Source organism: Mycobacterium mantenii, assembly GCF_001667865.1.
Taxonomy (GTDB): Bacteria; Actinomycetota; Actinomycetes; order Mycobacteriales; family Mycobacteriaceae; genus Mycobacterium; species Mycobacterium mantenii_A.
In genome coordinates this window covers 108308-134005 of sequence record NZ_LZJP01000013.1, presented here as the reverse complement: position 1 = coordinate 134005, position 25698 = coordinate 108308, and the positions used below count along the sequence as shown (strand labels likewise).

Annotated in this window: 23 protein-coding genes; 11 read left to right on the top strand and 12 right to left on the bottom strand. The window is 68.5% G+C overall.

The genetic code is table 11. The annotated features are described in order from the left end of the window. Window positions 1–73: 73 nt before the first annotated feature. The gene (locus A5688_RS02620; protein WP_067834257.1) at window positions 74–985 is read right to left on the bottom strand and encodes a UTP--glucose-1-phosphate uridylyltransferase; all 912 of its coding nucleotides are present in this window, start codon (window positions 983–985) and stop codon (window positions 74–76) included. Window positions 986–1060: 75 nt separating this feature from the next. Here A5688_RS02620 and A5688_RS02615 point away from each other — a divergent pair, with 75 nt between their 5' ends. From A5688_RS02615 to mscL, 4 genes are all read left to right on the top strand, one after another. Beyond that, window positions 1061–1660 (top strand): 5-formyltetrahydrofolate cyclo-ligase, encoded by a 600-nt coding sequence (locus A5688_RS02615; protein ID WP_067912311.1) that lies wholly within the window; start codon window positions 1061–1063, stop codon window positions 1658–1660. Between the two features lie 87 nt (window positions 1661–1747). Beyond that, entirely contained in the window at window positions 1748–2092 is a 345-nt protein-coding gene (locus A5688_RS02610) for an FmdB family zinc ribbon protein (protein ID WP_067834262.1), read from the top strand. A gap of 64 nt (window positions 2093–2156) precedes the next feature. After that, window positions 2157–2825 (top strand): SAF domain-containing protein, encoded by a 669-nt coding sequence (locus A5688_RS02605; protein ID WP_067834264.1) that lies wholly within the window; start codon window positions 2157–2159, stop codon window positions 2823–2825. A gap of 68 nt (window positions 2826–2893) precedes the next feature. Further along, window positions 2894–3352, top strand: a complete 459-nt coding sequence (gene mscL, locus A5688_RS02600; protein ID WP_067834266.1) for a large-conductance mechanosensitive channel protein MscL — start codon at window positions 2894–2896, stop codon at window positions 3350–3352. A gap of 58 nt (window positions 3353–3410) precedes the next feature. On the opposite strand, the gene A5688_RS02595 is transcribed toward mscL, so the two are convergent. From A5688_RS02595 to rpmF, 5 genes are all read right to left on the bottom strand, one after another. Further along, complete coding sequence (locus tag A5688_RS02595) at window positions 3411–3908, bottom strand: MogA/MoaB family molybdenum cofactor biosynthesis protein (RefSeq protein ID WP_044487196.1); 498 nt, start codon at window positions 3906–3908, stop codon at window positions 3411–3413. A gap of 59 nt (window positions 3909–3967) precedes the next feature. Further along, a complete protein-coding gene (locus tag A5688_RS02590; protein ID WP_067912308.1) occupies window positions 3968–5473 on the bottom strand; it encodes a S1C family serine protease in 1506 nt (501 codons plus the stop codon). Between the two features lie 73 nt (window positions 5474–5546). Further along, entirely contained in the window at window positions 5547–7082 is a 1536-nt protein-coding gene (locus A5688_RS02585) for a HAMP domain-containing sensor histidine kinase (protein WP_120312447.1), read from the bottom strand. 49 nt (window positions 7083–7131) lie between these two features. Continuing rightward, window positions 7132–7818 (bottom strand): two-component system response regulator MprA, encoded by a 687-nt coding sequence (mprA, locus tag A5688_RS02580; RefSeq protein ID WP_067912300.1) that lies wholly within the window; start codon window positions 7816–7818, stop codon window positions 7132–7134. Between the two features lie 104 nt (window positions 7819–7922). Further along, window positions 7923–8096, bottom strand: a complete 174-nt coding sequence (rpmF, locus tag A5688_RS02575; protein WP_003872812.1) for a 50S ribosomal protein L32 — start codon at window positions 8094–8096, stop codon at window positions 7923–7925. Window positions 8097–8360: 264 nt separating this feature from the next. Here rpmF and A5688_RS02570 point away from each other — a divergent pair, with 264 nt between their 5' ends. From A5688_RS02570 to A5688_RS02540, 7 genes are all read left to right on the top strand, one after another. Further along, a complete protein-coding gene (locus A5688_RS02570) occupies window positions 8361–10082 on the top strand; it encodes an acyclic terpene utilization AtuA family protein (protein ID WP_067912297.1) in 1722 nt (573 codons plus the stop codon). After that, window positions 10079–11227, top strand: a complete 1149-nt coding sequence (locus A5688_RS02565; RefSeq protein ID WP_067912295.1) for an acyl-CoA dehydrogenase family protein — start codon at window positions 10079–10081, stop codon at window positions 11225–11227. Before A5688_RS02570 ends, A5688_RS02565 begins: the two co-directional genes overlap by 4 nt. Before the next feature lie 49 nt (window positions 11228–11276). Further along, window positions 11277–12872, top strand: coding sequence for an acyl-CoA carboxylase subunit beta (locus A5688_RS02560; protein WP_067838244.1), 1596 nt, complete (start codon window positions 11277–11279; stop codon window positions 12870–12872). Window positions 12873–12877: 5 nt separating this feature from the next. Further along, window positions 12878–14857 (top strand): acetyl/propionyl/methylcrotonyl-CoA carboxylase subunit alpha, encoded by a 1980-nt coding sequence (locus A5688_RS02555; protein ID WP_067912292.1) that lies wholly within the window; start codon window positions 12878–12880, stop codon window positions 14855–14857. Beyond that, window positions 14854–16020: an acyl-CoA dehydrogenase family protein gene (locus A5688_RS02550; protein WP_067838069.1), complete on the top strand. Its 1167-nt coding sequence runs from the start codon at window positions 14854–14856 to the stop codon at window positions 16018–16020. The genes A5688_RS02555 and A5688_RS02550 overlap by 4 nt, the downstream gene beginning before the upstream one ends. After that, a complete protein-coding gene (locus A5688_RS02545) occupies window positions 16020–16799 on the top strand; it encodes an enoyl-CoA hydratase family protein (RefSeq protein ID WP_067838071.1) in 780 nt (259 codons plus the stop codon). Before A5688_RS02550 ends, A5688_RS02545 begins: the two co-directional genes overlap by 1 nt. A 132-nt stretch (window positions 16800–16931) precedes the next feature. Next, window positions 16932–17534: a DUF1707 SHOCT-like domain-containing protein gene (locus A5688_RS02540; protein ID WP_067838248.1), complete on the top strand. Its 603-nt coding sequence runs from the start codon at window positions 16932–16934 to the stop codon at window positions 17532–17534. A gap of 10 nt (window positions 17535–17544) precedes the next feature. Here the strand turns inward: A5688_RS02540 and A5688_RS02535 are convergent, their stop codons facing one another. From A5688_RS02535 to A5688_RS02510, 6 genes are all read right to left on the bottom strand, one after another. After that, a complete protein-coding gene (locus A5688_RS02535; RefSeq protein WP_067912289.1) occupies window positions 17545–18393 on the bottom strand; it encodes an aldo/keto reductase in 849 nt (282 codons plus the stop codon). A gap of 68 nt (window positions 18394–18461) precedes the next feature. Further along, window positions 18462–20444: a vWA domain-containing protein gene (locus A5688_RS02530; protein WP_067912286.1), complete on the bottom strand. Its 1983-nt coding sequence runs from the start codon at window positions 20442–20444 to the stop codon at window positions 18462–18464. Continuing rightward, a complete protein-coding gene (locus A5688_RS02525; RefSeq protein ID WP_067838081.1) occupies window positions 20437–21822 on the bottom strand; it encodes an ATP-binding protein in 1386 nt (461 codons plus the stop codon). Before A5688_RS02525 ends, A5688_RS02530 begins: the two co-directional genes overlap by 8 nt. Before the next feature lie 90 nt (window positions 21823–21912). Then, the gene (gene purH, locus A5688_RS02520; RefSeq protein ID WP_067912283.1) at window positions 21913–23496 is read right to left on the bottom strand and encodes a bifunctional phosphoribosylaminoimidazolecarboxamide formyltransferase/IMP cyclohydrolase; all 1584 of its coding nucleotides are present in this window, start codon (window positions 23494–23496) and stop codon (window positions 21913–21915) included. Then, on the bottom strand, window positions 23493–24140 hold the full coding sequence (purN, locus tag A5688_RS02515) for a phosphoribosylglycinamide formyltransferase (RefSeq protein WP_067912281.1): 648 nt from the start codon (window positions 24138–24140) through the stop codon (window positions 23493–23495). Before purN ends, purH begins: the two co-directional genes overlap by 4 nt. 114 nt (window positions 24141–24254) lie before the next feature. Beyond that, window positions 24255–25697: a cell division protein PerM gene (locus A5688_RS02510; RefSeq protein ID WP_068268039.1), complete on the bottom strand. Its 1443-nt coding sequence runs from the start codon at window positions 25695–25697 to the stop codon at window positions 24255–24257. Window position 25698: the final 1 nt, after the last annotated feature.

Genomic DNA, 25698 nt, shown 5'->3' with positions numbered 1-25698 from the left:
CGGGGCATCCCCGCCCGGGACCGCTACGCGTTGCGCCGGCTCGCCGTCGTCCGCCAGCCGGGTTCTCGCCCGGCTACTGCTCGGCCAGGCCCAATCGCGCCACCAACCATTGCCGCAAATCCGGGCCGTAGTCGTCACGATCCAATGCAAAGTCAACCGCAGCCTTGAGGTAGCCGCCAGGATTTCCCAAGTCGTGTCGAGATCCGCGATGCACGACCACGTGCACCGGGTGGCCCTCCGCGATCAGCAACGCGATCCCGTCGGTCAGCTGTACTTCGCCGCCGGCGCCGCGCTCGATGCGACGCAACGCATCGAAAATCGCGCGGTCGAGCACGTAACGACCGGCCGCCGCGAACAGCGACGGGGCGTCCTCGGCCCTCGGCTTCTCCACCATGCCCTTGACCTTGAGCACGTCGGGGTTGTCGTCGTCGGGAATCGGCTCGACGTCGAAAACGCCGTAGGCGCTGACCTCTTCGGGCGTCACCTCGATGGCGCACAACACCGTGCCGCCGTAGTGCGCCCGCACCTTCGACATCGTCCCCAGCACCCCCGTCGGCAGCACCAGGTCGTCGGGCAGCAGCACCGCGATGGCGTCCTCGTCATCGGCCAGCCGCGACTCCACGCAGCCGATCGCGTGCCCCAGGCCCAACGGCTCGCTCTGTACGACGGACTCGACCTTGATCAGCCGCGGCGCGCGCCGGACCTTGTCGAGCATCGCCGTCTTGCCGCGCTCCTCGAGGGTGCTTTCCAGCACCAGGTCTTCGACGAAGTGCGCGACGACGCCGTCCTTGCCCTCCGAGGTGATGATCACCAGGCGCTCGGCACCGGCCTCGGCCGCCTCGGCGGCGACCAGCTCGATGCCGGGCGTATCGACGACCGGCAGCAGCTCCTTGGGGACCGTTTTGGTCGCCGGCAAGAAGCGGGTACCGAGACCCGCGGCGGGCACGACTGCAGTGCGTGGCACCACCACGTTTGGGCAAGACATCGTTCACACGATAACCCGCATCCCCTTCGCCGAGTCGTGTGGCGCGGCGAAAGACCTGGCTGTCATCGTTGACGCATGGCGACCACCAGCAAAGCCGCGTTGCGCGACCAGCTGCTCGCCGCCCGGCGCCGCGTCGCCGACGACGTCCGCGCCGCGGAGGCACGGCAGGTGTGCGAGCACCTGGAAGCCCTGGACGGCATCGTGACCAGCGACGCCACGGTCTGCGCCTATGTGCCGGTGGGCACCGAGCCGGGGTCGATCGAGATGCTGAACACGCTGCTGGGGCGCGCCGGGCGAGTGCTGCTGCCGGTCGCCCGGACCGCCGCCGACAACGCGCCGCTGCCGCTGTCCTGGGGCGAATACCGGCCCGGCACGCTGACCACCGCGCGGTGGGGGTTGCTCGAACCGCCGCAGCCGTGGCTACCGGCATCGGCCCTGGCGGAGGCCGGCGTGGTGCTGGTGCCGGCGCTGGCCGTGGACCGCCGCGGGGTCCGGCTGGGCCGGGGCCGGGGTTTCTACGACTGCTCGCTGGTCGGACGCGACCCGCACGCGCGGTTGATCGCGGTCGTCCGCGACGCAGAAGTGCTCGACGAACTGCCGGTCGATCCGCACGACATCGCCATGACCCACGCGCTCACGCCGCGGCAGGGGCTGATCGATCTCGTTTCGCACTGACATATCGGGAATGAGACATGTCACGTGGCGGTTCTAGCACTTGAGACGCTAGAGTGCTAACCAGTTTGCAATCATCCGGAGGTTTTTGTGCCGACTTACAGCTATCAGTGCACCGAGTGCGACGATCGCTTCGACATCGTGCAGGCCTTCACCGACGACGCGCTGACCACGTGCAAACGCTGCTCCGGGCGGCTGCGCAAGCGCTTCAACTCCGTCGGCGTGGTGTTCAAGGGCAGCGGCTTCTACCGCACCGACAGCCGCGAGTCCGGCAAGAAGTCGTCGAGTTCGAGCAACGGCTCCTCGTCGAGCGACTCGGGATCGAACGGCTCGAGCTCCAGCGAAAAGTCCAGCTCGAGCGACAAGTCGAGCTCGAGCTCGGGTGACAAGTCTCCCAGCAGCTCCACCACCTCCACCGCCGCCGCGACCAGCTAGCGGTTATCCACACCGGCTCCGCCGGTCGTCAGCCCGAACCCCGGGTTGCGCCTACCGTTGCGGCGTGGGCGAATCGTCGCTGAACCCAAGCCTGTTGAGTCGCCTGTCGCTGTGGTTGCGCCCGGACTGGACCCGTACCGTGCTGGCACGTCGCATCGCCGCGGGTGGGCTCGTGGTGCTGGCCGGAATCGCAACGCTGCGCTCCAACCCCGCCGGTGACTACGCGCAGGTGGTGGTGGCCGAACATGACCTGCGACCCGGCACCGCGCTGACTTTCGCCGATGTCCGGCTCGAAAAGCGTTTGGCCGCAACGATTCCCGATGGAGCGCGAGCCGAATTGAATGCCGTGGTGGGTCTGACGCTGGCTGGTCCGACCAGGCGCGGCGAGGTGCTCACCGACGTCCGGTTACTGGGCAGCCGGCTGGCGGAGTCGACGGCCGGGCCAGGCGCCCGGATCGTGCCGCTGCATCTGGCGGACGGCGCCCTGCTCGACCTGGTCCGGGCCGGTGACGTGGTCGACGTGCTGGCGGCCCCGGCCGGCAGTGCACCGGACGGCTCCCACGCCGTCCCCAAGGTGGTGGCCACCGACGCCGTGGTGGTGCTGGTCTCGGCCAAAGAAAAAATTCAGGCCACCGACGGTGACCGCGTAGTGTTAGTTGCGCTGCCGGCTCGTGTGGCGAACACGGTGGCAGGGTCGGCACTGGGCCAGACCGTGACGCTCACCCTGCACTGAGTGCCTGGCCGTTGTTGGTCTGCCAGCCGACAGCAAACTCTGTCCAGTCCCAGAAAGGCCATCGGCGAATGCTTAAAGGGTTCAAGGAGTTTCTCTCGCGGGGCAACATCATCGACCTGTCCACCGCGGTGGTCATCGGTACCGCTTTCACCGCCCTGGTCACCCAGTTCACCGACAACATCATCAAACCGCTGATCAACCGCATCGGCGTCAACCAGCAGTCCAATTTCGGCATCCTGCGGATCGGTATCGGTGGCGGTCAAGCCATCGACCTGAACAACGTTGTTTCGGCCGCGATCAACTTCATAATCATCGCCGCGGTGGTCTACTTCCTGGTCGTGCTGCCGTACACCACGCTGCGCAAACGCGGTGAGGTGGAGCCGGCCGACGACGCGCAGGTCGTCCTGCTCAAGGAGATCCGCGACCTGCTCGCCCAAACCAACGGCGATTCTTCGGGCAGACACGGCGGTGTGACCACCACACCCCCGCCGGAGCACGGCCCCCGCGCGGAAGCCGAATCGAAATAACCCGCGCCTCAGTTGCGGGGCGGGCGCACTAGCCGGGTCCGATCGCCGGGCCCGGGGTTTAAATCTCCAGGCTCGACAACTGTCCGATGATCTGGGCCGCCAACGGATTCAGCGTCGCCATCCCGTCGCGCACCGCGTAGCGGGAGCCGGCCAGGTTGACCACCAACGTGCTGCCGGACACCCCGGCCAGACCGCGCGACAGTCCGGCGTCGATGATCCCCGCCGACAGCCCCGAGCCGCGGATGGCCTCTGCGATACCGAGGATTTCGCGATCCAGGATCTCGCGGGTGGCCTCCGGGGTGACGTCGCGTGGGGTGACGCCCGTCCCGCCGACCGAGACGACCAGATCCACCCCGCCGATCACCGCGGTGTTCAGCGCGTTGCGGATCTCGATCTCGTCGGCGGCGACCGCGACCACACCGTCGACGACGAATCCCGCCTCGGTCAGCAACTCGGTCACCAGCGGGCCGCTGTGGTCCTCGTCCCCATGAGCGGTGCGATCGTCGACCACCACAACCAGAGCCCGGCCAACTACCAATTCCGCACCCGTTTCCATGGGTGCAACCGTATATCCGAGCTCAGACAATCCCGTCGCCGAGGGTTCGTCCACTCTCACTACTGATCCGCCTTCCCGAGGGTGACCGGCACGGTACGGCTGCCGCCACCGGCGGCATCCTGGAACGTCAGCGTTATCTTGTCGCCGGGGGCCCTCGAGCGCACGGCCGCGACCAATGCGTCGGCACTGTTGATCGGCCGGTCGTCGACCTTGGTCACGACCACGTTCTTGGGAACGCCGGCGGATGCCGCCGCGCCGCCCGCGACGACGTCGACAACCTTCGCGCCGGGGGTGCCCTTGTCGTTGGTCACCTGCACGCCGAGCGAGGCGTGGGAGGCCTTGCCGGTGGCGATCAGCTCGTCGGCGATGCGCTTGGCCTGATCGACCGGAATCGCGAAGCCCAGGCCGATCGAGCCGCTCTGGGCGTCCGGCGAGTCGGCGCCCAGGGTGGCGATGGCCGAATTGACGCCCACCAGCTGACCGTTCATGTTGACCAGCGCCCCACCGGAGTTACCGGGGTTGATCGCGGCGTCGGTCTGGATCGCGTCCAGCACGGTGTTCTGGTTGCCCGACTCACCGGTGGTGGACACCGGCCGGTTCATCGCGCTGACGATGCCGGTGGTCACCGTGCCCGACAGACCCAACGGCGACCCGATCGCGACGACCGGCTGGCCGACCCGAAGGTCCGACGAGGAGCCCAGCGAGATGGGCGTGAGCCCGGACATGCCCTGCACCCGGATCACGGCGATATCGCTGGTGGGATCCGCGCCGACCACCGTGAACGGTGCGGTGCGACCGTCAGAGAAGGTCACCGTCGTCTTCGGGGTCGCGCCGCCCGGTCCACCGCCCGGGCCGCCGGGGGGCGCGGGAGCCGCGGGCGGAGCACCGGGAGGGCCTCCGGGACCCTTGGCCGGTCCCGCCGCGGCGGCGATGACGTGGTTGTTGGTCAGGATGAGCCCGTCGGTGGACAGGATGATGCCGGAGCCCTCTTCGGACTGCCGACCGATGTCGGTCTCGAGCATCACGACGCTGGGCACCACCTTGGAGGCGACGCCTTCGACGCTGCCCGGAGGCATGTTCGCGGCCGGGACGCTGGGCGCCGCGCCGATGACCCGCCCGCCGCCGTTTCCGGTCGTGTGTGTGCCGAGCTCGACGGCGGTCGCCGCGGCACCGCCGATGCCGGCCGAGACCACCGCGATGGCCAACGCACCGAGGACCAATAGCCCTGTGCGAGAACGCTTCTGGGGTTCCTGCGGGACGGGCATTCCGGGCAGCATGCCGGGCATCGGGCCCGTGCCGCCGGGAATCGGGCCTGCGCCGGTTCCGCCGGGGATCCGGCCCGGCCCGGTGTTGCTGAAGGGCTCGTAGGGCGGACGGAACTGCGTCGTCGGCGACTGGGACGGCTGCGATCGATAGCGCCAGTCATATTGCTGGTTGTACGGCTGCTGTTGGCCCGGGGCATAGCCGGAGGACCCCGCATGGCTCGGGACGTGCGCAGGCTGATTCGGCACGGGGGGGTATCCCGGCTGCTGCGGCGGTGGCGAATACCTCGGGTCATTCGTCATGTCGCTAAGTCGCTCTTCCTCTATCTCCAGTGTTTGGGCAAGTCGACGGCTGGGTTCAACAGTAGCCGCAGACCTACCTTGCCCGCGCGGACTGAGAGTCCACTGAGATAACGTTCGCCGATTCCCGAGAGTTCGCCTCATCGCCGGGCACCGCCCGGACGGGGTCGGTCGCGGCGTCCAGCTGGTCGGTTTGCGGCTCGGCGGCGGCCCCGGCGTATGTCGAGGCGGGCAGGGGCCGGCCGGGCAGCAGCACGTAGAAGGCAGTGCCCGGCGGCTGGCCTCCCGGAACGGTGTCCTCGACGCGCAGCAGTCCCCCGTGGTTGAGCACGACCTTTTTGACGATCGCCAGCCCGAGCCCGGAGCCGGGCATGGCCCGTGCCGTCGTCGAGCGGTAGAACCGCTCGAACACCAGGCGGCGCTCCTGGGGCGGAATGCCGGGGCCGTGGTCGGCGATCACCAGCTCCGCGTGCGACGGGTCGAGCTGGCGCATCGTGACGCCGACGCGGCCGCCGGGTGGGCTCCACTTGGCGGCGTTGTCCAACAGGTTCAGGACCGCGCGCGACAGCCCGGCGGCGTCGCCGTACATCTGCCATGGCGTCATGTCGACGTCGAAGTGAATGTCGTTGCGCCGCCGCCTGACTCGCTCCAGGCTGCGTTCGACGACATCGGACATGTCGACGGGCTCGTGCACCACCTGGCCGGCGTCGTCACGCGTGAGGTCCACCAAATCGCCTACCAGCGTTGACAATTCCTCGATCTGCGCGACGACATCCGCGCGCAGGTCAACCATTTCCTGCTCGGGCAGGCGCGGCGCTCCCGGTTCCATCGCCGCCATCAGCAGCTCGACGTTGGTCCGCAGCGACGTCAGCGGGGTGCGCAGTTCATGCCCGGCGTCGGTGACCAGCCGTGCCTGGCGCTCCCGGGACTCCGCGAGCGCGCGCAGCATCAGGTTGAACGATTCGGTGAGCCTGGCCAATTCGTCGCTGCCGAACACGGGGATGGGTCTCAGGTCATCGGTGCGCGCCACCCGCTCGGCCGCTTCGGTCAGGCGTGCCACCGGGCGCAGGCCCGCCCTGGTGACCATGCCACCCGCCACCGCGGCGACCGCCACGCCCACGCCGCCGACGATCAGCAGCACCCAGCGCAGCCGGTTCATCACCGCCTCGGTGGGCTTGAGGCTCTTGGAGATCAGCAGCGAGGTGCCGTTCTGCAGGTGCACGGCAAGGATTCGTTGATCGCCGGCGGTGCGCCGCGACATGAACAAATCACCGTGGATGACCGCTTTTTCCGGCCCGCCGACCGGCAGGGTCTGCCCCGGCTGCTGGGCGGTGTAGATCGCGTGGCCGGGGTTCACCAGCATCGCGTTGACGTCGGAATAGGCGGTGCCTTCGATGGCCTTGCCCGGGTCGGCGGCCAGTGATCCGCTCGCGATCAGCAGTTGCGCCCGGCTTTGCAGCTGGTTGTCGATGTCGCTGTACAGCGCGGCCGAAATCACGGCGTAAACGGCGAAGGCCATCAATACGACGACCATGGCCACCATCGACATCGCCAGCAGCATCACCCGCCACCGCAGCGACAACGAGGGCGTCGCGCGCAACGGTGGGCGCATCGGTGGGCGTGGGGGCCGGAAGAACCGGATCACCGGGGGACCCGAATCGTCACGGTGGCGTCTCCCGAAGGACGTAGCCCACGCCGCGCACGGTGTGGATCAGCCGTGGCTCACCATCGGCTTCGGTTTTGCGTCGCAGGTAGCCCACGTATACCTCCAGCGCGTTGCCCGAGGTGGGGAAGTCGAATCCCCAGACCTCCTCGAGGATGCGGCTGCGGGTGAGCACCCGGCGCGGATTGGCGATCAGCATTTCCAGCAACGCGAATTCGGTGCGGGTCAGGCTGATCCGGCGCTGCCCGCGGGTGACTTCGCGGGTCACCGGGTCCAGCGTCAGGTCAGAGAACGTCAGCGCCACCGATTCGGCGTCGTCGTCGGGCTTGGTGCGGCGCAGCAGCGCGCGCATCCGCGCCAGCAGCTCTTCCAGGGCGAACGGCTTCGGCAGGTAGTCGTCGGCGCCGGCGTCGAGCCCGGCGACCCGCTCGGACACCGAATCGCGCGCGGTGAGCACCAGGATCGGCAGGTCGTCGCCGGTGCTGCGCAGCTGACGACATACCTCGAGGCCGTCCAGGCGCGGCATCATCACATCCAGGACGAGCGCGTCGGGGCGATCGCTGGCGATCAATTCGAGGGCCTCGACCCCGTCATGGGCCAACTCAACCGAGTAGCCGTTGAAGGACAACGACCTACGCAGCGATTCGCGCACCGCGCGATCGTCGTCAACGACCAGTATTCGCACGGCCCTAGTTTCGTCCCACCGCCTGAGACTGGCCTGAGAGGCGCGCCGTCAGCGGCGGTCGCAAGCGCGGCGAAGCCGGGCGCAGCGGGCCGCCGCCCGAAGGATCAGCGGCGGTCGAGGTCGATCAAACCGAGGCGGGCGGCCTTGAGCAGCCGCCGGGGCACTTTGTGCCGCTGACCTGCGACCGTCACACCTACGAGTTCGGTCTTCTCGGCCTTCCACTGCGCGCGCCGGCTACGGGTGTTCGCGCGCGACATTCTGCGCTTGGGTACGGCCATGGTCGGGCCTAACTCCTCGATGTGGGACTTGCTGGTCAACATGTCGCGCGGCGTGGCTGGGAGCCGAACGGGCGACGATCGCACCTCAGGATAGTCGCTGGTCCGCTTGTCGCCAAAATGGACGGCCCCGCGCCGATCGCGTGCCAATCGGCCGCAGCTGGCCCCCTCCGAGGTGGGATCCTTGACGTGACACCGACGGCACCCGCTAACCTACCGGTTGGTTGGTTGCCCGATCCGGTCGAAATCCCCGAATGGAGGACAGACATGGCCTCTGCTTCCGGTGCTGCCGGCGCCTCGGGCGCCGTCCGGATCGCGAACTGCTCGGGCTTCTACGGTGACCGGCTGTCGGCCATGCGCGAGATGCTCACCGGCGGCGACGTCGACTACCTCACCGGCGACTACCTGGCCGAACTCACCATGCTGATCCTGGGCCGGGACCGGATGAAGCATCCCGAGCGTGGCTACGCCAAGACCTTTCTGACCCAGCTCGAGGACTGCCTGGGCGAGGCCCACGACCGCGGGGTCCGCATCGTCGCCAACGCCGGCGGCCTCAACCCGGCCGGCCTGGCCGACGCGATACGCGCGCTGGCCGAGCGCCTGGGCATCGACGCCCGGATCGCCCATGTCGAGGGTGACGACCTGTTGCCGCGTGCCGCCGAACTCGGGCTGGGCAGCCCGCTCACCGCGAACGCGTACCTGGGCGCCTGGGGGATCGTCGAGTGCCTCGACGGCGGCGCCGACGTCGTCGTCACCGGTCGCGTCACCGACGCCTCGGTGATCGTCGGGGCGGCCGCGGCGCACTTCGGATGGGAGCGCACCGACTACGACCGGCTCGCCGGCGCGGTGGTCGCCGGCCACGTCATTGAATGCGGGGTCCAGGCCACCGGCGGCAACTTCTCGTTCTTCACGGAAATCCCCGACCTGACCCACGCCGGTTTCCCCCTGGCCGAGGTGCACGCAGACGGGTCGTCGGTGATCACCAAGCACCCCGGCACCGGCGGCCTGGTCAGCGTCGACACCGTCACCGCGCAGCTCCTCTATGAGGTCACCGGGGCGCGCTACGCCAACCCCGACGTCACCGCACGGATGGACAGCATCGAGCTGTCCTCCGACGGGCCCGACCGGGTGCGCATCAGCGGTGTGCGCGGCGAACCCCCACCACCCACCTACAAGGTGTCGATGAACAGCATCGGCGGGTTCCGCAACTCGATGACCTTCGTGCTGACCGGGCTGGACATCGAGGCCAAGGCCGAGCTGGTGCGCCGCCAACTCGACGCCGCACTCACCGTCAAGCCCGCCGAGCTGCAGTGGTCGCTGGCCCGCACCGATCACTTCGACGCCGACACCGAGGAAGCCGCCAGCGCGCTGCTGCACTGCGTGGCGCGCGACCCCGACCCGGCCAACGTCGGACGGCAATTCTCCTCGGCCGCAGTCGAATTGGCGCTGGCCAGCTATCCGGGATTTCACGTCACCGCCCCGCCCGGCGACGGCCAGGTCTACGGCGTGTTCACCCCGGGCTACGTCGTCGCCGACAAGGTACCGCACGTCGCGGTGCGCGCCGACGGTGCCCGTGTCGGAATCCCCTGTGCCACCGATACTTTGGAGCTGTTCCCCGCCGCTGCGCCGCCCCTGCCGGGACCGCTGCCGGACGGGCCGAGCCGTCGCGCACCACTGGGCTGCATCGCCGGGGCCCGCAGCGGCGACAAGGGCGGCTCGGCCAACATCGGGGTCTGGGTGCGTACCGACGAGCAATGGCGCTGGCTGGCCAACACATTGACCGTCGAGCTGCTCACCGAACTGCTGCCCGAGGCGGCGGACTTCGACGTCCTCCGGCACGTGTTGCCGAACCTGCGAGCGGTCAACTTCGTCATCGACGGCATCCTCGGCCAGGGCGTCGCATACCAGGCTCGATTCGATCCCCAGGCCAAGGGCCTGGGCGAATGGCTGCGCGGCCGCTACCTCGACATCCCGGAGAGTCTGTTGTGAACCTTTGGACCACGCCCGAGCGCGAACAGCTGCGAAAGACGGTGCACTCGTTCGCAGAACGCGAGATCCTGCCCCACATCGACGAGTGGGAGCGCACCGGCGACCTGCCGCGCGAATTGCACCGCAGTGCCGGGGCCGCGGGGCTGCTGGGCGCGGGGTTCCCCGAGGCGGTCGGCGGTGGCGGCGGCGACGGCGCCGACGCGGTGATCATCTGTGAGGAGATGCATCAGGCCGGGGCGCCGGGCGGCGTGTTCGCCTCGTTGTTCACCTGCGGCATCGCGGTGCCGCACATGATCGCCTCGGGTGATCAGCGGCTGATCGAGGAGTTCGTCCGGCCGACCCTGGCCGGCGAGATGATCGGTTCGCTGGCCATCACCGAACCGGGGGGCGGCTCCGACGTCGGGCATCTGCGGACGTCCGCGGTCCGCGACGGTGACCATTACGTCGTCAACGGCGCCAAGACCTACATCACCTCGGGGGTTCGCGCCGACTACGTGGTGACCGCGGTGCGCACCGGAGGCGCTGGCGCGGGCGGGGTTTCGCTGCTGGTGGTCGAGAAGGGCACGACCGGCTTCGAGGTCACCCGCAAGCTGGACAAGATGGGCTGGCGGTCCTCGGACACCGCCGAGCTGTCCTATACCGACGTCCGCGTGCCGGTGGCCAACCTGGTCGGCGCCGAGAACAGCGGGTTCGCCCAGATCGCCCAGGCCTTCGTCTCCGAGCGGATCGGCCTTGCCGCACAGGCGTATTCGAGTGCGCAACGCTGCCTGGACCTGACAGTGCGGTGGTGCCGCGACCGTGAGACGTTCGGCCGCCCGCTGATATCGCGGCAGTCGGTGCAGAACACCCTGGCCGAGATGGCGCGCCGCATCGACGTCGCCCGGGTCTACTCGCGCAGCGTGGTGGAGCGGCAGCTCGCCGGCGAGACGAACCTGATTCCGCAGGTGTGTTTCGCCAAGAACACCGCCGTCGAGGCCGGCGAGTGGGTGGCCAACCAGGCCGTACAGCTGTTCGGCGGCATGGGTTACATGGCCGAGTCCGAGGTCGAGCGCCAATACCGGGACATGAGGATCCTGGGCATCGGCGGAGGAACCACCGAAATCCTCACCGCACTGTCCGCCAAACTGCTGGGATTTCAATCATGATTTCACCGCCTCCTTTTCATCGCTTCGCTCTGCGTCGTCGGCGGTGGTCATGACCGCTTTGCAGTCCACACTCGACAGTGAGGCCGCGGTCTTCACCGACGCGGCGTCGGCGGCCATCGCGAAACTTGAGGAGATCGACACCGAGCTGGCCAATGCGCTGGCCGGCGGCGGCCCCAAATACGTTGAGCGCCATCATGACCGCGGCAAGCTGACGGCGCGCGAACGCATCGAATTGCTCGTCGACCAGGATTCGCCGTTCCTGGAGCTCAGCCCGTTGGCGGCCTGGGGCAGCGCCTTCAAGGTCGGCGCCAGCACGGTCACCGGCATCGGCGTGGTCGAAGGCGTCGAATGCATGATCGTCGCCAACGACCCGACGGTCAAAGGCGGCACCAGCAACCCGTGGACCCTGAAGAAGATCCTGCGGGCCAATCAGATCGCCTTCGAGAACCGGCTCCCGGTGATCTCGCTGGTGGAATCCGGCGGCGCCGACCTGCCCACCCAGAAGGAGATCTTCATCCCCGGCGGGCGGATGTTCCGCGACCTGACCCGGCTCTCGGCGGCCGGGATCCCCACCATCGCTTTGGTATTCGGCAACTCCACCGCGGGTGGCGCCTACGTCCCTGGCATGTCGGACCACGTGGTGATGATCAAGGAACGGTCCAAGGTCTTCCTCGCCGGTCCCCCGCTGGTGAAGATGGCCACCGGCGAGGAATCCGACGACGAATCACTCGGTGGCGCCGAAATGCACGCCCGGGTATCGGGTTTGGCCGACTACTTCGCCGTCGACGAACTCGACGCGATCCGGATCGGTCGCCGTGTCGTCGCCCGGTTGAACTGGATCAAGCAAGGGCCGAAACCCAGACCGGTCACCGAGCCGCTCTTCGACACCGAGGAGCTCATCGGCATCGTGCCTGCGGACCTGCGCATCCCGTTCGATCCGCGCGAAGTGATCGCCCGCATCGTCGACGGTTCCGAATTCGACGAATTCAAGCCGCTGTACGGGTCCTCGCTGGTGACGGGCTGGGCCCAATTGCATGGCTATCCGATCGGCATCCTGGCCAACGCGCGCGGAGTGCTGTTCAGCGAGGAGTCTCAGAAAGCCACCCAGTTCATCCAGCTGGCCAACCGCTCCAACACGCCACTGTTGTTCCTGCACAACACCACCGGCTACATGGTGGGCAAGGACTACGAAGAGGGCGGGATGATCAAGCACGGCTCGATGATGATCAACGCCGTGTCCAATTCGACGGTCCCGCACATCTCGCTGCTGATCGGCGCCTCCTACGGCGCCGGCCACTACGGCATGTGCGGTCGCGCCTACGATCCGCGGTTCCTCTTCGCGTGGCCCACCTCCAAGTCCGCGGTGATGGGCGGCGCCCAGCTTTCGGGCGTGCTGTCGATCGTGGCCCGCGCGGCCGCCGAGGCCCGCGGGCAGCAGGTCGACGAGGAGGCCGACGCGGCGATGCGGGCCGCGGTCGAGGGCCAGATCGAAGCCGAGTCGCTGCCGCTGGTGTTGTCCGGGATGCTCTACGACGACGGGGTGATCGACCCGCGAGATACCCGCACCGTGTTGGGAATGTGTCTGTCCGCCATCGCCAATGGCCCGATCAAGGGGACGTCGAACTTCGGCGTCTTCCGGATGTGAGCCCCATGCTTACTCGAGTTCTGGTCGCCAATCGGGGCGAGATCGCCCGGCGGGTGTTCGCCACCTGCCGTCGGCTCGGCCTGAGCACGGTCGCCGTCTACACCGAGCCGGACGCCGGCGCGCCGCACGTCGACGAGGCCGACGCCCGGGTGCGGCTGGACAAGACCAACGACTACCTCAACGCCGGAGCCATCATCGCCGCCGCCCGCGCCGCCGGCGCCGACGCGATACACCCCGGGTACGGGTTCCTCTCGGAGAATGCTGACTTCGCGGCCGCCGTCGGAGACGCCGGCCTGACATGGGTCGGGCCGCCGGTGGACGCGGTGCGCGCGATGGGCTCCAAGATCGAGTCCAAGAAGCTGATGGCCGCCGCCGGTGTCCCGGTGCTCGACGAACTCGACCCCGACACCGTCACCGAGGCGCAGCTGCCGGTGCTGGTCAAGGCCTCCGCGGGCGGCGGTGGCCGCGGGATGCGGGTGGTGCGCGAATTGTCCGCTCTCGCCGACGAAGTCGCCGCGGCCAGCCGGGAGGCGCAGTCGGCCTTCGGCGACCCGACCGTGTTCTGCGAGCGTTACCTGCCCACCGGACACCACATCGAGGTGCAGGTCATGGCCGACACCCATGGCACCGTATGGGCGGTCGGGGAACGCGAATGCTCGATTCAGCGCCGCCACCAGAAGATCATCGAGGAGGCGCCGTCGCCGTTGGTCGAGCGCACGCCGGGCATGCGCGCCAAGCTGTTCGACGCGGCCCGGCTGGCCGCCGAAGCCATCGGTTACACCGGAGCCGGGACGGTGGAGTTCCTGGCCGACGACGACGGCGAGTTCTACTTCCTGGAGATGAACACCCGGCTGCAGGTCGAGCACCCGGTGACCGAGGAGACCACGGGGCTCGACCTCGTCGAGCTACAGCTCGCCGTCGCCGACGGCGAGCGCCTCGATGCCGAACCTCTTGCTGCTCAAGGGCATTCGATCGAGGCCCGGCTCTATGCCGAAGACCCCGCCAAGAACTGGCAGCCGCAGGCGGGCCTGGTGCACGCGTTCGACGTTCCGTCGGTGCGGACCCAGTTCGGCTCGCTGGGGCAGCGGACCGGGATCCGGCTGGATTCGGGCATCGTCGACGGGTTCACCGTCTCCATCCACTACGACCCGATGCTGGCCAAGGTCATCAGCTACGCCCCGACGCGCCGGCAGGCGGCGATGGTTCTCGCTGACGCGCTGGCGCGCGCCCGCGTGCACGGCGTGCGCACCAACCGCGATCTGCTCGTGAACGTGCTGCGCCATCCGGCGTTTCTGGACGGTGCCACCGATACAGCGTTTTTCGACACCCACGACCTGGCGAGGCTGGCGGCGCCACTGGGCGACACCGCGGTGGTACGCCTGTCCGCCATCGCGGCCGCACTCGCCGACGCCGCGCACAACCGCGCCGTCGCCCCGGTGCTGGGCGCCGTTCCCAGCGGCTGGCGGAACCTGGCGTCTGGCCACCAGGCCAAGGCCTATCGCGACGACGAGGGTGACGAGCAGCGGGTTCAATACCGTTTCACCCGAACCGGTTTGGCCTTGCCCGACGACCAGTCCGTGCAACTGGTATCGGCCACGGCGACTGACGTCGTGCTGCGCGCGGACGGCGTCGACCACGGCTTCTCGGTCCGGCGCTACGATTCCGACGTCTACGTGGATTCCGCACGCGGACCCGTACACCTGATCGCGCTGCCGCGCTTCCCCGAACCCGGTTCGACCGTCGAAAAGGGTTCACTGGTGGCGCCGATGCCCGGCAGCGTCATCCGGCTCGGCGCCGCCATCGGCGACACCGTCACCGCCGGACAGCCCCTGATCTGGCTGGAAGCCATGAAGATGGAACACACCATCGCCGCGCCGGTCGACGGGGTACTCGCCGAGCTCAACGTCAAGACCGGTCAGCAAGTCGAAGTTGGCGCTGTGCTGGCAAGAGTGGAAGCGCCGCAATCAGAAGGAGATCCAGCATGACCGACACCAGCTTCATCGAGAGCGAAGAACGTCAGGCCCTACGGAAGTCGGTGGCGGCGTGGGCCGCCAACTACGGCAGCGAGTACTACCTGCGCAAGGCCCGCGCGCACGAGCACACCGACGAATTATGGTCGGAGGCGGGCAAACTCGGCTTCCTTGGGGTGAACCTGCCCGAGGAGTACGGCGGCGGCGGCGCCGGAATGTACGAGCTGTCGCTGGTGATGGAGGAAATGGCGGCCGCGGGCAGCGCGCTGCTGCTGATGGTTGTCTCACCCGCCATCAACGGCACCATCATCAGCAAGTTCGGCACCGAGGAACAGAAGAAGCGCTGGATCCCCGGCATCGCCGACGGAACCCTGACGATGGCGTTCGCCATCACCGAGCCGGACGCCGGCTCCAACTCGCACAAGATCACCACGACCGCCCGCCGCGACGGCAGCGACTGGATTCTCAAGGGCCAGAAGGTCTACATCTCCGGCATCGACCAGGCGCAGGCGGTGCTGGTGGTGGCCCGCACCGAGGAGGCCAAGACCGGCAAGCTGCGCCCGGCGCTGTTCGTAGTGCCCACCGACGCGCCGGGCTTCACGTACACGCCGATCGAAATGGAACTGATCAGCCCCGAACGCCAGTTCCAGGTCTTCCTCGACGACGTCCGGCTGCCCGCCGACGCGCTCGTCGGCGCCGAGGACGCTGCCATCGCACAGCTTTTCGCCGGGCTCAACCCCGAACGCATCATGGGAGCGGCGAGCTCGGTCGGGATGGGGCGGTTCGCCCTCAACCGGGCCGCCGAGTACGTCAAGACCCGCCAGGTGTGGGGCACGCCGATCGGCGCGCACCAGGGTCTGTCACATCCGTTGGCGCAGTGCCACATCGAGGTCGAGCTGGCCAAGCTGATGCTGCAGAAGGCCGCCACCCTGTATGACTCCGGCAACGACATGGGCGCGGCCGAGGCCGCGAACATGGCGAAATACGCTGCGGCCGAGGCGGCCACGCGGTCGGTGGACCAGGCCGTGCAGTCCATGGGCGGTAACGGGCTGACCAAGGAGTACGGCGTGGCCGCCATGCTGACCTCCGCGCGGCTGGGCCGCATCGCTCCGGTCAGCCGCGAGATGGTGCTGAACTTCGTCGCGCAGACCTCACTGGGCCTGCCCCGAAGCTACTGATGGACGCGCTCGTCGAATATGCCGGACCCGCAGACACGGGCGGCCCGTATGCGCGGCTGACGCTGAATTCGCCGCACAACCGCAACGCGCTGTCCACCACCCTGGTCAACCAGTTGCACCAGGGGCTTCGCGACGCCGCGGCGGATCCGGCGGTGCGGGCCGTGGTGCTGGGCCACACCGGCGGCACCTTCTGTGCCGGTGCGGATCTCAGCGAGTCCGGCGGGGGTGATGCCTTCGATATGGCCGTCGCGCGGGCCCGGGAGATGGCCGCCCTGATGCGGGCCATCGTCTCCTCGCCGCTGCCGGTGATCGCCGCCATCGACGGGCACGTCCGCGCGGGCGGGTTCGGTTTGGTGGGTGCCTGCGATATCGCGGTCGCCGGCCCGCGCAGCACCTTCGCGCTGACCGAGGCCCGCATCGGCGTCGCCCCGGCGATCATCTCGCTGACGCTGCTGCCCAAACTCTCGGCGCGGGCCGCGGCGCGCTACTACCTGACCGGTGAGAAGTTCGACGCCGCCCAGGCGGCCGAGATCGGATTGATCACCGAGGCCGCCGAGGACGTCGACGCCGCGGTCGACAAACTTATCGCCGACATCGGCCGGGGTTCGCCTCAGGGCCTCGCGGCGTCCAAGGCACTGACGACGGCCGCCGTGCTGGCGGGATTCGACCGCGACGCCGAACGGCTCGCCGAGGAATCGGCCCGCCTCTTCGTGTCCGACGAAGCCCGCGAAGGCATGCTGGCGTTCCTGGAGAAGCGCGCGCCCAACTGGACGAGTTAGCCAGCCAAGAAGTTAGCCAGATGTCAAACAGTGGGTCCGGCCGCACGGCCGCCGGCGCGAACCGGGCCGTCGCAAGGTTGCAGTTTCGCCAATACTCTTGCAGCAAAACCTGGACGTCGTAGGCTCGTGATGATGAGCAACTCAACGCAACGGGATGCGGAGGACACGCGCGGCGAACCGTCGCGCGCGGCGGACACTGACCGTATCCAGATTGCGCAGCTGCTCGCCTACGCGGCCGAGCAAGGCCGCCTGCAGCTGAACGACTACGAAGACCGCCTGACCAAGGCTTATGCGGCGACGACGTACGAGGAACTGGATCGGCTGCGGGCCGACCTGCCGGGAACGCCGATCAGTCCGCGCCGCGGCGACAAGCCCAATCCGGCGCCGTCGACGCTACTGCTGGCGTTGATGAGCGGGTTCGAGCGCCGCGGCCGATGGAACGTCCCGAAGAAGCTCACCACCTTCACCCTGTGGGGCAGCGGGGTGGTCGATCTGCGCTACGCCGACTTCACCTCGACCGAGGTCGACATCCATGCGATGTCGATCATGGGTGTGCAGAACATTTTGCTGCCGCCCGAGGTCAACGTCGAGGTGCACGGCCGCGGCGTGATGGGAAACTTCGACCGCGCCGTACTCGGCCAGGGCACCCCCGGGGCGCCGACGGTACACATCCGCGGCTTCTCGCTGTGGGGCGGCGTCGGGATCATCCGCAAAGCCCGCCGGCCGCGCGGGTAGCAGCAGCCCTCTAGTCGGGCACGTAATCGAACGTGTCGGGGTTGGGGCCGTTGCGTCCGGACTCACCCTTGTCCAGCGCGGTGATCGCCTCCATGTCGGCGTCGTCCAATTCGAAGTCGAACAGCTCGAAGTTTTCTTTGACCCGTTCGGGTGTCACCGATTTGGGGAAGACGATGTCGCCGCGCTGAATGTGCCAGCGCAGCACCACCTGCGCGGCCGATTTGCCGCGGGCGTCGGCGACGCGGTTGATCACCGGATCGTCGAGCACCTTGCCCTGCGCGATGGGTGCCCACGCCTCGATGGCGATGCCATGGTCGCGTCCGTACGCCCGGACCTCGGTGTTACCGAAGTAGGGATGTAGTTCGACCTGGTTGACCGACGGCACGGTTTCGGTTTCGTCGGCGAGCCGATTCAGATGTGCGACTTGGAAATTCGAGACGCCGATGCTGCGGGCGCGTCCGTCGCGGGCGAATTCCTCGAACACCTTCCACGTGGAGACGAAGTCGCCGTCATAGAGCGTGGGCAGCGGCCAGTGGATGAGAAACAGGTCGACGTAGTCGGAGTCCAGCGCCTTCAGCGTCTGGTCGAAGGCGCGGCGCGCATCGTCGGGCTTATGAAATCCGTTGTTGAGCTTGCTGGTGACGAAGACGTCGCCGCGGTCCAGACCCGCATCGCGAATGCCTTGTCCGACTTGCTTTTCGTTGCCATACATCTCGGCGGTGTCGATGTGCCGGTAGCCGATCTCGAGCGCGGTCTTCACCGCGGCCGCCGTCTCGTCCGGCTTGATCTGGAACACACCGAAACCCAGCTGTGGAATGCCGACACCGTCCTTGAGTTCGATCGTTGGAACCTTGCTCATGCCTCTCCTCCTTCTCGGTCCGTGTACCCGGTCGAGTGAGCACCTACCCCGCTTCGGCGAAAGCGGGGTTAACGGCGGCGTCGGGACCGGAGGTAGTCGCCGACCACGGCCGCTCCCAAGCCGTCGAGATCGGGCACCACGACCCGTCCCTCGACGCGCCGGGCGACCTGGTCGATGAACCGGGCCAGACCCGGGTCGCTGCCCAGCCGGAAGATGGTGACCTGGGCGCCCAGGCGGGCCATCTCGTCGAAACCGCGCACGGTGTGGGCGATGGTCCGCGGGTGCGGCGGGTAGTCGAAGAACACGGTCGTGCCGTCGCCGTCGAAGTCCTCCAGGTGCGCGGTCGGCTCGCCGTCGGTCACCACCAGCACCACGGGCTGGGCGTTGGGATGGCGGCGCAGGTGACGACCGGCCAACGCCAACGCGTGATGCAGGTTGGTGCCCTGCTCGTAGACCCCTTCCAGGCCGGTGAGCTCGGCGGCGGTCACCGTCCGGGCGTAGCGGCCAAAAGCGATGATCTGCAAGGCATCCGAACGAAAACGCGTGCACACCAGGTGGTTGAGCGCCAGCGCCGTCTGCTTCATGGGCAGCCAGCGATTCTCCATCACCATGGAGAACGAGGTGTCGACCAGCAGTGCCACCGCGGCCTGTGTGCGTGTCTCTGTCTCGGAGACCTCGACGTCGTCGACGGTGATCTTCAACCGCCGGTTCGGGCCGTCCAGGGTGGCGGTCCCCGATTGCCGCAGAACGGCATTGGTCAGCGTGCGGGAGATGTTCCACGGCTCGGTGTCGCCGAATTGCCAGGGCCGAGTGGCCCCGGTGAGCTCGCCGGCCGCTCCCGCGCGCCGATGGTCGCGCTCGCCGCGGCGCCCGGAAAGTTGTTGTACGACATCGCGCAGCGCCGTCTCGCCGAGCCGGCGCATGGCCTTCGGCGACAGCCGCCACTGGCCGTCCGAGCCGCGGTCCAGGAAGCCCTGATTGACCAGTGCACGTTCCAATTCGGCAAGCGTGCGGGCGTCGACGGCCGCCTGATCGCCGAGCTGGCGCGCCAGCGCGTCGAGGTCGACGTCGTCCATGGTGGCGCCCGGGTAGCTCTGCGAGAGTTGCTCGGCCAGTTGCTCCAGCTCGGCGATGTCGGACAGCGCCTGGGTGCCCTCCCCCATGCCGAAGGGGTTGTCACCGGAGAACCGTTCGGACCCGCTCCAGTCCTCCCCGGGCCGCGCCGCTTGCAGGTGTGCGTCGAGCCGGTTCAGCGCCTGCATCAGCGACGGGGAGCCAAATGCCTGCTGCGCCAAGGCATCCAGCTCGGCGCGCTGATCGGGGCTCAGGCTGTTGCGGAAACGCTGCGCGGCCGCGGCGCGTTTGGCCAGCGAGTCCAGCAACTCTTCGACATTGCGCGGGTTCTCCGGAAAGAACTCGCCGTGTTTGTCCATGAAGTTTTCGAAGTCTTGCTGGGTGTCCTCGCCGCGGGCGTGCTTGTCCAGCAGATCGTTGAGGTCGTTGACCATGTCGTTGACCCGCTGACGATCCTCGTCGGTGGCACCTTCCAGTGCCTGCTTCATGCCCGCGAAGCGTTGATCGAGCATTTCGCGGCCGAGCAGATCCTTGATCTGGTCGTACTTTTCGCGGGCCTCGCCGCTGCGCCAGTTGTAGTCGGAGAGCTCTTGGACGGCCTTGGCCGGCGACGACGGCAGCGCGTCCAACTGCAGCTCGCCGAAGCGGGCGTCGTCGTCGAGGGCGCGGGCCAGTTCCTTGCGTTCGGCCAGCACGGCCTCGTCCAAAAGTTTCTTGATCTCCTGCAGGGTTCCATCTAAGTTATTGCGCCGCAACAACTCCCGCCGTCGTCGGTTGGCCTCGGCGGCCAACCGGTCCGCGCCGGGCATGTTGTTGGTGCCCCGGCGCAGCAGCTCGGACAGCGCACGGCGCGGCGACGTGCCGGCCATGACGTCCTGGCCGATCTGTTCGAGCGCCTCGCGCAGATCCACCGGCGGGGCCAGCGGGTCGGGCCCGCCGGTGTACGCCGAGTAGCGCGAGGAATGGCCTTTAGCCATAGACGGTTTGACCCTCCCCCGATACCTTGTCGATGCGCTTGGCCAGATACAGGGCCTCGAGCGCGAGTTCCAGCGCCGCGGCGCGTTCGCCTTCCGACTGCGCACCGACCTTGGCGGCGATCTTGTCCACCACCGGCAGGCTCGGGACCGCAGCCAGGACGTCCTTGGCCGACACCCGCTCACCCGTCGTCACCGCCGAACCGCCCTCGACCGCGGACACCAACGAACCGACGTCGATGCCACCCAGCACCCGCGACGCGGTGTCCGCGGTCGCCCGGCGCAGCAGGTGTTCCAGCACGGCCTGTTCGCGGCCTTCCTCGCCGGACTCGAATTCCAGCTTGCCGCGCAGCACATCGATCACCGTGCCCAGGTCGACCACCCGGGCCACCGGATCGGTCTCCCCCAGCACCGCGCCCCGATGCCGCGCGGCGGCGGCGACGGTCTCGGCCGCGGCGATGGCGAACCGCGCCGACACCCCGGAGCGCTGATCGACGGAGTTGGACTCCCGCAGGTAACGGGCGAACCGGGCGATGATCTGCATCAGGTAGTCGGGCACCTGGGCGGACAGGTGCGCCTCCTGGACGATCACGCCGACTTCCGCGTCGAGTTCCAGAGGGTAGTGGGTGCGGATCTCCGCGCCGAAACGGTCTTTCAGCGGGGTGATGATGCGGCCGCGGTTGGTGTAGTCCTCGGGGTTGGCGCTGGCGACCACCAACACGTCCAGGGGCAGCCGCAGCGTGTAACCGCGGACCTGGATGTCACGTTCCTCCATCACGTTGAGCATCGATACCTGGATGCGCTCGGCGAGGTCGGGAAGCTCGTTGACCGCGACGATGCCGCGGTGCGCCCGCGGGATCAATCCGTAGGCGATGGTCTCCGGATCACCCAGGCTGCGGCCCTCGGCGACCTTGATCGGGTCGATGTCGCCGACCAGGTCGGCAACGCTGGTGTCCGGGGTGGCGAGCTTTTCGGTGTAGCGCTCGCTGCGGTGCTTCCAGTCCACCGGCAGGTCGTCACCCAGGGTCGCGGCCTTGCGGATCGACTCCGGGGTGATCGGCGAAAAAGGGTGCTCACCCAGTTCGGCACCGGCGATCACCGGCGTCCACTCGTCGAGCAAGCCGGTCAGCGCACGCAACAGCCGGGTCTTACCCTGGCCGCGTTCGCCGAGCAGAACGAAGTCGTGGCCCGCGATCAAGGCCCGCTCGAGCTGGGGCAGGACGGTGTCCTCGAAACCCAGAATGCCCGGCCAGGTGTCATCCCCCGCGGCCAGCGCGGTGAGCAGATTCTCGCGGATTTCCTGCTTGACTCCCCGTTCACGATGACCGGCGGCGCGCAGTTCGCCGACGGTCCGGGGCAGGTTGCTCGGTGACGTCACCACTCCACGCTACGACGCGCGCTCCTACGAGTCATGCCAAGGGCGTTCACTGCGCGCTTATTGACAGATGCGCCCCCCGTGCGGCGGCGCAACTCAATGGGCGAAGTGACGCGCCCCGGTGAGATACAGCGTGATGCCGGCGGTGGTGGCCGCAGCGGTCACCTCGTCGTCGCGCACCGATCCGCCGGGGTGCACGATCGCCTTCACCCCGGCGCCGGTCAGCGTCTCGAGTCCGTCGGGGAACGGGAAGAACGCATCCGAGGCCGCGACCGCGCCGCGCACCCGATCGCCGCCGCGTTCGACGGCCAACCGCGCGGCGTCCACCCGGTTCACCTGACCCATGCCGACGCCGATGGTGGCGCCGCCGCCGGCGATCACGATCGCGTTCGACTTGACCGCGCGACACACGCGCCAGGCGAACACCAGGTCGGCGAGCGTCGCCGGATCCGCGGGCGAGCCGGTGGCCAGGGTCCAGTTCGCCGGGTTGTCGCCGTGCGCGTCGAGCTCGTCGCGCTGCTGCACCAGCAGTCCGCCGCTGATCGGCCGCAGCTCGGTGCCGCCGGTCAGGGGCTCGGAGGCCACCAGCACCCGGATGTTCTTCTTGCGGGTCAACGCCTCCAGCGCGGCCGGCTCGTAGGCGGGCGCGACGATGACCTCGGTGAAGATGGTGCTGACGTACTCGGCCATCTCCAGGCTGACTTCGGTGTTGGTCGCGATGACGCCGCCGAAGGCGCTCAGCGGATCGCATTCGTGCGCCTTGCGGTGCGCGTCGGCAACCGATGCCGACGAGACGGCGATCCCACACGGGTTGGCGTGCTTGATGATCGCCACGCAGGTCTGTTCGTGGTCGAAGGCGGCCCGCCAGGCCGCGTCCGCATCGGTGAAGTTGTTGTAGGACATCTCTTTTCCGTGCAGCTGCTCGGCCTGCGCCAGTCCCGGCCACGCGCCGGGGTCGCTGTACAGCGCCGCCTGCTGGTGTGGATTCTCGCCGTAGCGCAGCATCGCCGAGCGGCGCCAGCTGCGGCCCAGCCATTTCGGAAAGGTCGTCGGCGGGTGTTCGGGAGCCAGCGTCGACTCCATCCAGCTCGCCACCGCGATGTCGTATTCGGCGGTGTGTTGGAAGGCCAGCGCGGCAAGTTTCTTGCGCTCGGCGAGGGTGAAGCCACCCCCGCGTACCGCGGCGAGAACTCCGTCATAACCCCGCGGGTCGGTGATCACCGCCACGCTGGGATGGTTTTTCGCCGCGGCCCGCACCATCGACGGTCCGCCGATGTCGATCTGTTCGACGCATTCGTCGATGCTCGCCCCGGAATCGACGGTCTCGGTGAACGGGTACAGGTTGACGACGACGAGCTCGAACGCCGCGATGCCCAGCTCCTCGAGCGCCGCGGCGTGCTCGGGCTTGCGCAGGTCGGCCAGCAGGCCCGCGTGCACGCGAGGATGCAGCGTCTTGACCCGGCCGTCGAGCACTTCGGGAAAACCGGTCAGCTCCTCGACCCGGGTCACCGGAATGCCTTTGTCGGCAATGACCTTCGCCGTGGATCCGGTCGAGACGATCTCGACGCCCGCACCCGCCAGGCCCTGGGCGAGGTCGACCAGCCCGGTCTTGTCGTACACGCTGATCAAGGCGCGCCGGATCGGCCGTTTGGCGTCTTCCCGCCAGTCGTCGGTGCTCATCGGTTGGTCGCCTTTCGTCCGATCGTCGCTTTTCTCCCGACCAGGGTCAGGCCGCCCGTCGCGATCGCGGCCACCACGTCCACCAGGAGCTTCCGTTCGGTGACTTTGATGCGTTCGTGCAGGGTCTCTTCGGTGTCGCCGTCGAGGACCGGAACGGATTCCTGCGCCAGGATCGGCCCGGTGTCCGTCCCGGCGTCCACCAGGTGCACCGTACAGCCCGTGACCTTGACACCGTAGGTCAACGCGTCGGCCACCCCGTGCGCGCCCGGGAACGCCGGCAGCAGCGCGGGATGGGTGTTGATGACGCGCCCGTAGAATCGCGAAAGAAACTGTGGCCCAAGGATTTTCATGAAGCCGGCGGAGACCACCAGGTCGGGCGAGTGCGCGGCGGTGGCCTCGGTGATGGCGGCGTCCCAGGCGTCGCGGTCCGGGTGATCGCCGAGCCGGACGGTGAAGGCGGGCACGGACGCGGCCGCGGCGATCTCGGTGGCCAGGCAGTCGCGGTCGGCGCCGACGGCGACCACCCGGGCCGGGTAGTCCGCGACGGCCGACGTCAACAGGGAGTTCAGCAGCGATCCGGTGCCCGACGCCAGTACCACTACCCGTGCCGGTGCGTTCGGGGGCACACGGAGCGGTTCGACCACATCGGCGAGCCTACTGGCGACGTCGTCGCCCTGACGATCAGGCTGGCCGCATGGGAATTGCCCGCCTCTGAGCGACAATCAGCCGCGGTTGTCGCTGCGAGGCGGGCACAACGACTAATCCCCGGAATCCCGCTCGGTCGCGCCCCGCTCCGGTTCGCCGGGGGGCGGTCCGTCGTCGACCGGCGCGTCATGTTCGCCGGAGTCGCTCGGCGGCACATCGCCGGAGTCGCTCGGCGGCACATCGCCGGACTCGCCCGGCAGCACATCACCGGAGTCGCCCGCGTCGGCCGGCACCTGGCCGGCCGGGTCCGCCGGAGTCGCCGCCTCCGCATCCTCCGGCAGCCGATCGTCGTCGAAAACGCCCGCGAAGTCTGCTGGCTCCTCGGTCACCGCGGCGGGCGCGGGTTTGGGCTTGAGCCGTCGGGGACGACGCCTGATCCCGCCGGTCATCAGCACGGTGACCCCGCCGATGACCGTGAACCAGAAGAAGACACCGATGAGCAACGCGCCCTGGTCCACGCCGACGTGGCCGAAGTTACCCAGCTGGCCGCCGCCGGCGTACGCGATCAAGGACATCACCAGCGCCCCGGCGACCGCGGCGACCAGCAGCTTGGCCGCGGCCGCGAGCGGCGGCAGCGCACGCCGGGCGCATTGCTGGCCGACCGCCACACCGGACACCGCGCCGATGATCAGCAGCGCCACCCAGACCGGCCCTAATGGGGGCCGGGGCACCGCGGCCAGCACCGGCAGGGCCGGGATATCACCGCCGAACACGGTGAACGAACTGAAGGTCGCGAACCCGATATGCGCGCTGGACCCCACGGCCATTGCCGCGGTGCCCACAATCACGTTGGGCGCGTAGAGGATTGACAACAGGGTGAGGCTGAACTCGCCGAAGATCGAATCGGTGATGCCGTAGAGATCCTGCATGGTCGACCAGTGCACGACCAGCGACCCGGCCGTCACCAGGCCGGACAGCCCGAGCAACGCCAGCAGCCCGGCGGCTGCGGCGCGCATCGAATCGCCCAGCCAAAACGGCAGCGGCGACGTCGCCAAGGCGCGTGGCCCCACCCGCGACCACACACCGATCCCGGCGCCGGCGGCGTGGACGACGAGCACGCTGAGGAACGCACGCAGCGCGCTGGGGGTTTGCAGCTCGGTGATCACCGACGACGCGTCGTGAATGACCGCCAGGGCGATCGCCGTCATGAACAGCGGGCCGCCCAGCGCCGAGGCGATCACCCAGCGAACGACGAGCCACGACGAGTAGGGCGTGGTGGCCCGCGCCGTGCTGCGCGCGGTAGCCCAGATCATCAGGAAAACCGGCAGCAGCGGCATCACACCGAGTTCGCGGCCACCGATCGAGACCGGTACCTGGTGCACGCCCAGCCACATGCTGGCGATGGCGCCCAGCGCGCCGGTCATGTCGCTGTTGGCGATCAACAACTGGATCAGCGTGACCGCGGCGATGATGACCAGCGCCACCACCGCCGGGGCGAACGCGACCCTGACAAGGTCACGCGCCTGGCGAGCGCCCGCCGCCCGGTTGTCCTCCACC

Bases quoted from the DNA above. Each gene is read 5' to 3' on its own strand.
- rpmF (WP_003872812.1), bottom strand. From the start codon at position 8,096: ATGGCCGTACCCAAGCGCAGAATGTCGCGCGCGAACACCCGTAGCCGG.
- A5688_RS02560 (WP_067838244.1), top strand. From the start codon at position 11,277: ATGACCGCTTTGCAGTCCACACTCGACAGTGAGGCCGCGGTCTTCACC.
- A5688_RS02595 (WP_044487196.1), bottom strand. From the start codon at position 3,908: ATGGAAACGGGTGCGGAATTGGTAGTTGGCCGGGCTCTGGTTGTGGTG.
- A5688_RS02550 (WP_067838069.1), top strand. From the start codon at position 14,854: ATGACCGACACCAGCTTCATCGAGAGCGAAGAACGTCAGGCCCTACGG.
- A5688_RS02555 (WP_067912292.1), top strand. From the start codon at position 12,878: ATGCTTACTCGAGTTCTGGTCGCCAATCGGGGCGAGATCGCCCGGCGG.
- A5688_RS02590 (WP_067912308.1), bottom strand. From the start codon at position 5,473: ATGACGAATGACCCGAGGTATTCGCCACCGCCGCAGCAGCCGGGATAC.
- purH (WP_067912283.1), bottom strand. From the start codon at position 23,496: ATGAGCACCGACGACTGGCGGGAAGACGCCAAACGGCCGATCCGGCGC.
- A5688_RS02615 (WP_067912311.1), top strand. From the start codon at position 1,061: ATGGCGACCACCAGCAAAGCCGCGTTGCGCGACCAGCTGCTCGCCGCC.
- A5688_RS02545 (WP_067838071.1), top strand. From the start codon at position 16,020: ATGGACGCGCTCGTCGAATATGCCGGACCCGCAGACACGGGCGGCCCG.
- A5688_RS02530 (WP_067912286.1), bottom strand. From the start codon at position 20,444: ATGGCTAAAGGCCATTCCTCGCGCTACTCGGCGTACACCGGCGGGCCC.
- A5688_RS02535 (WP_067912289.1), bottom strand. From the start codon at position 18,393: ATGAGCAAGGTTCCAACGATCGAACTCAAGGACGGTGTCGGCATTCCA.
- A5688_RS02570 (WP_067912297.1), top strand. From the start codon at position 8,361: ATGGCCTCTGCTTCCGGTGCTGCCGGCGCCTCGGGCGCCGTCCGGATC.
- A5688_RS02540 (WP_067838248.1), top strand. From the start codon at position 16,932: ATGAGCAACTCAACGCAACGGGATGCGGAGGACACGCGCGGCGAACCG.
- A5688_RS02620 (WP_067834257.1), bottom strand. From the start codon at position 985: ATGTCTTGCCCAAACGTGGTGGTGCCACGCACTGCAGTCGTGCCCGCC.
- A5688_RS02585 (WP_120312447.1), bottom strand. From the start codon at position 7,082: ATGCGCCCACCGTTGCGCGCGACGCCCTCGTTGTCGCTGCGGTGGCGG.
- mscL (WP_067834266.1), top strand. From the start codon at position 2,894: ATGCTTAAAGGGTTCAAGGAGTTTCTCTCGCGGGGCAACATCATCGAC.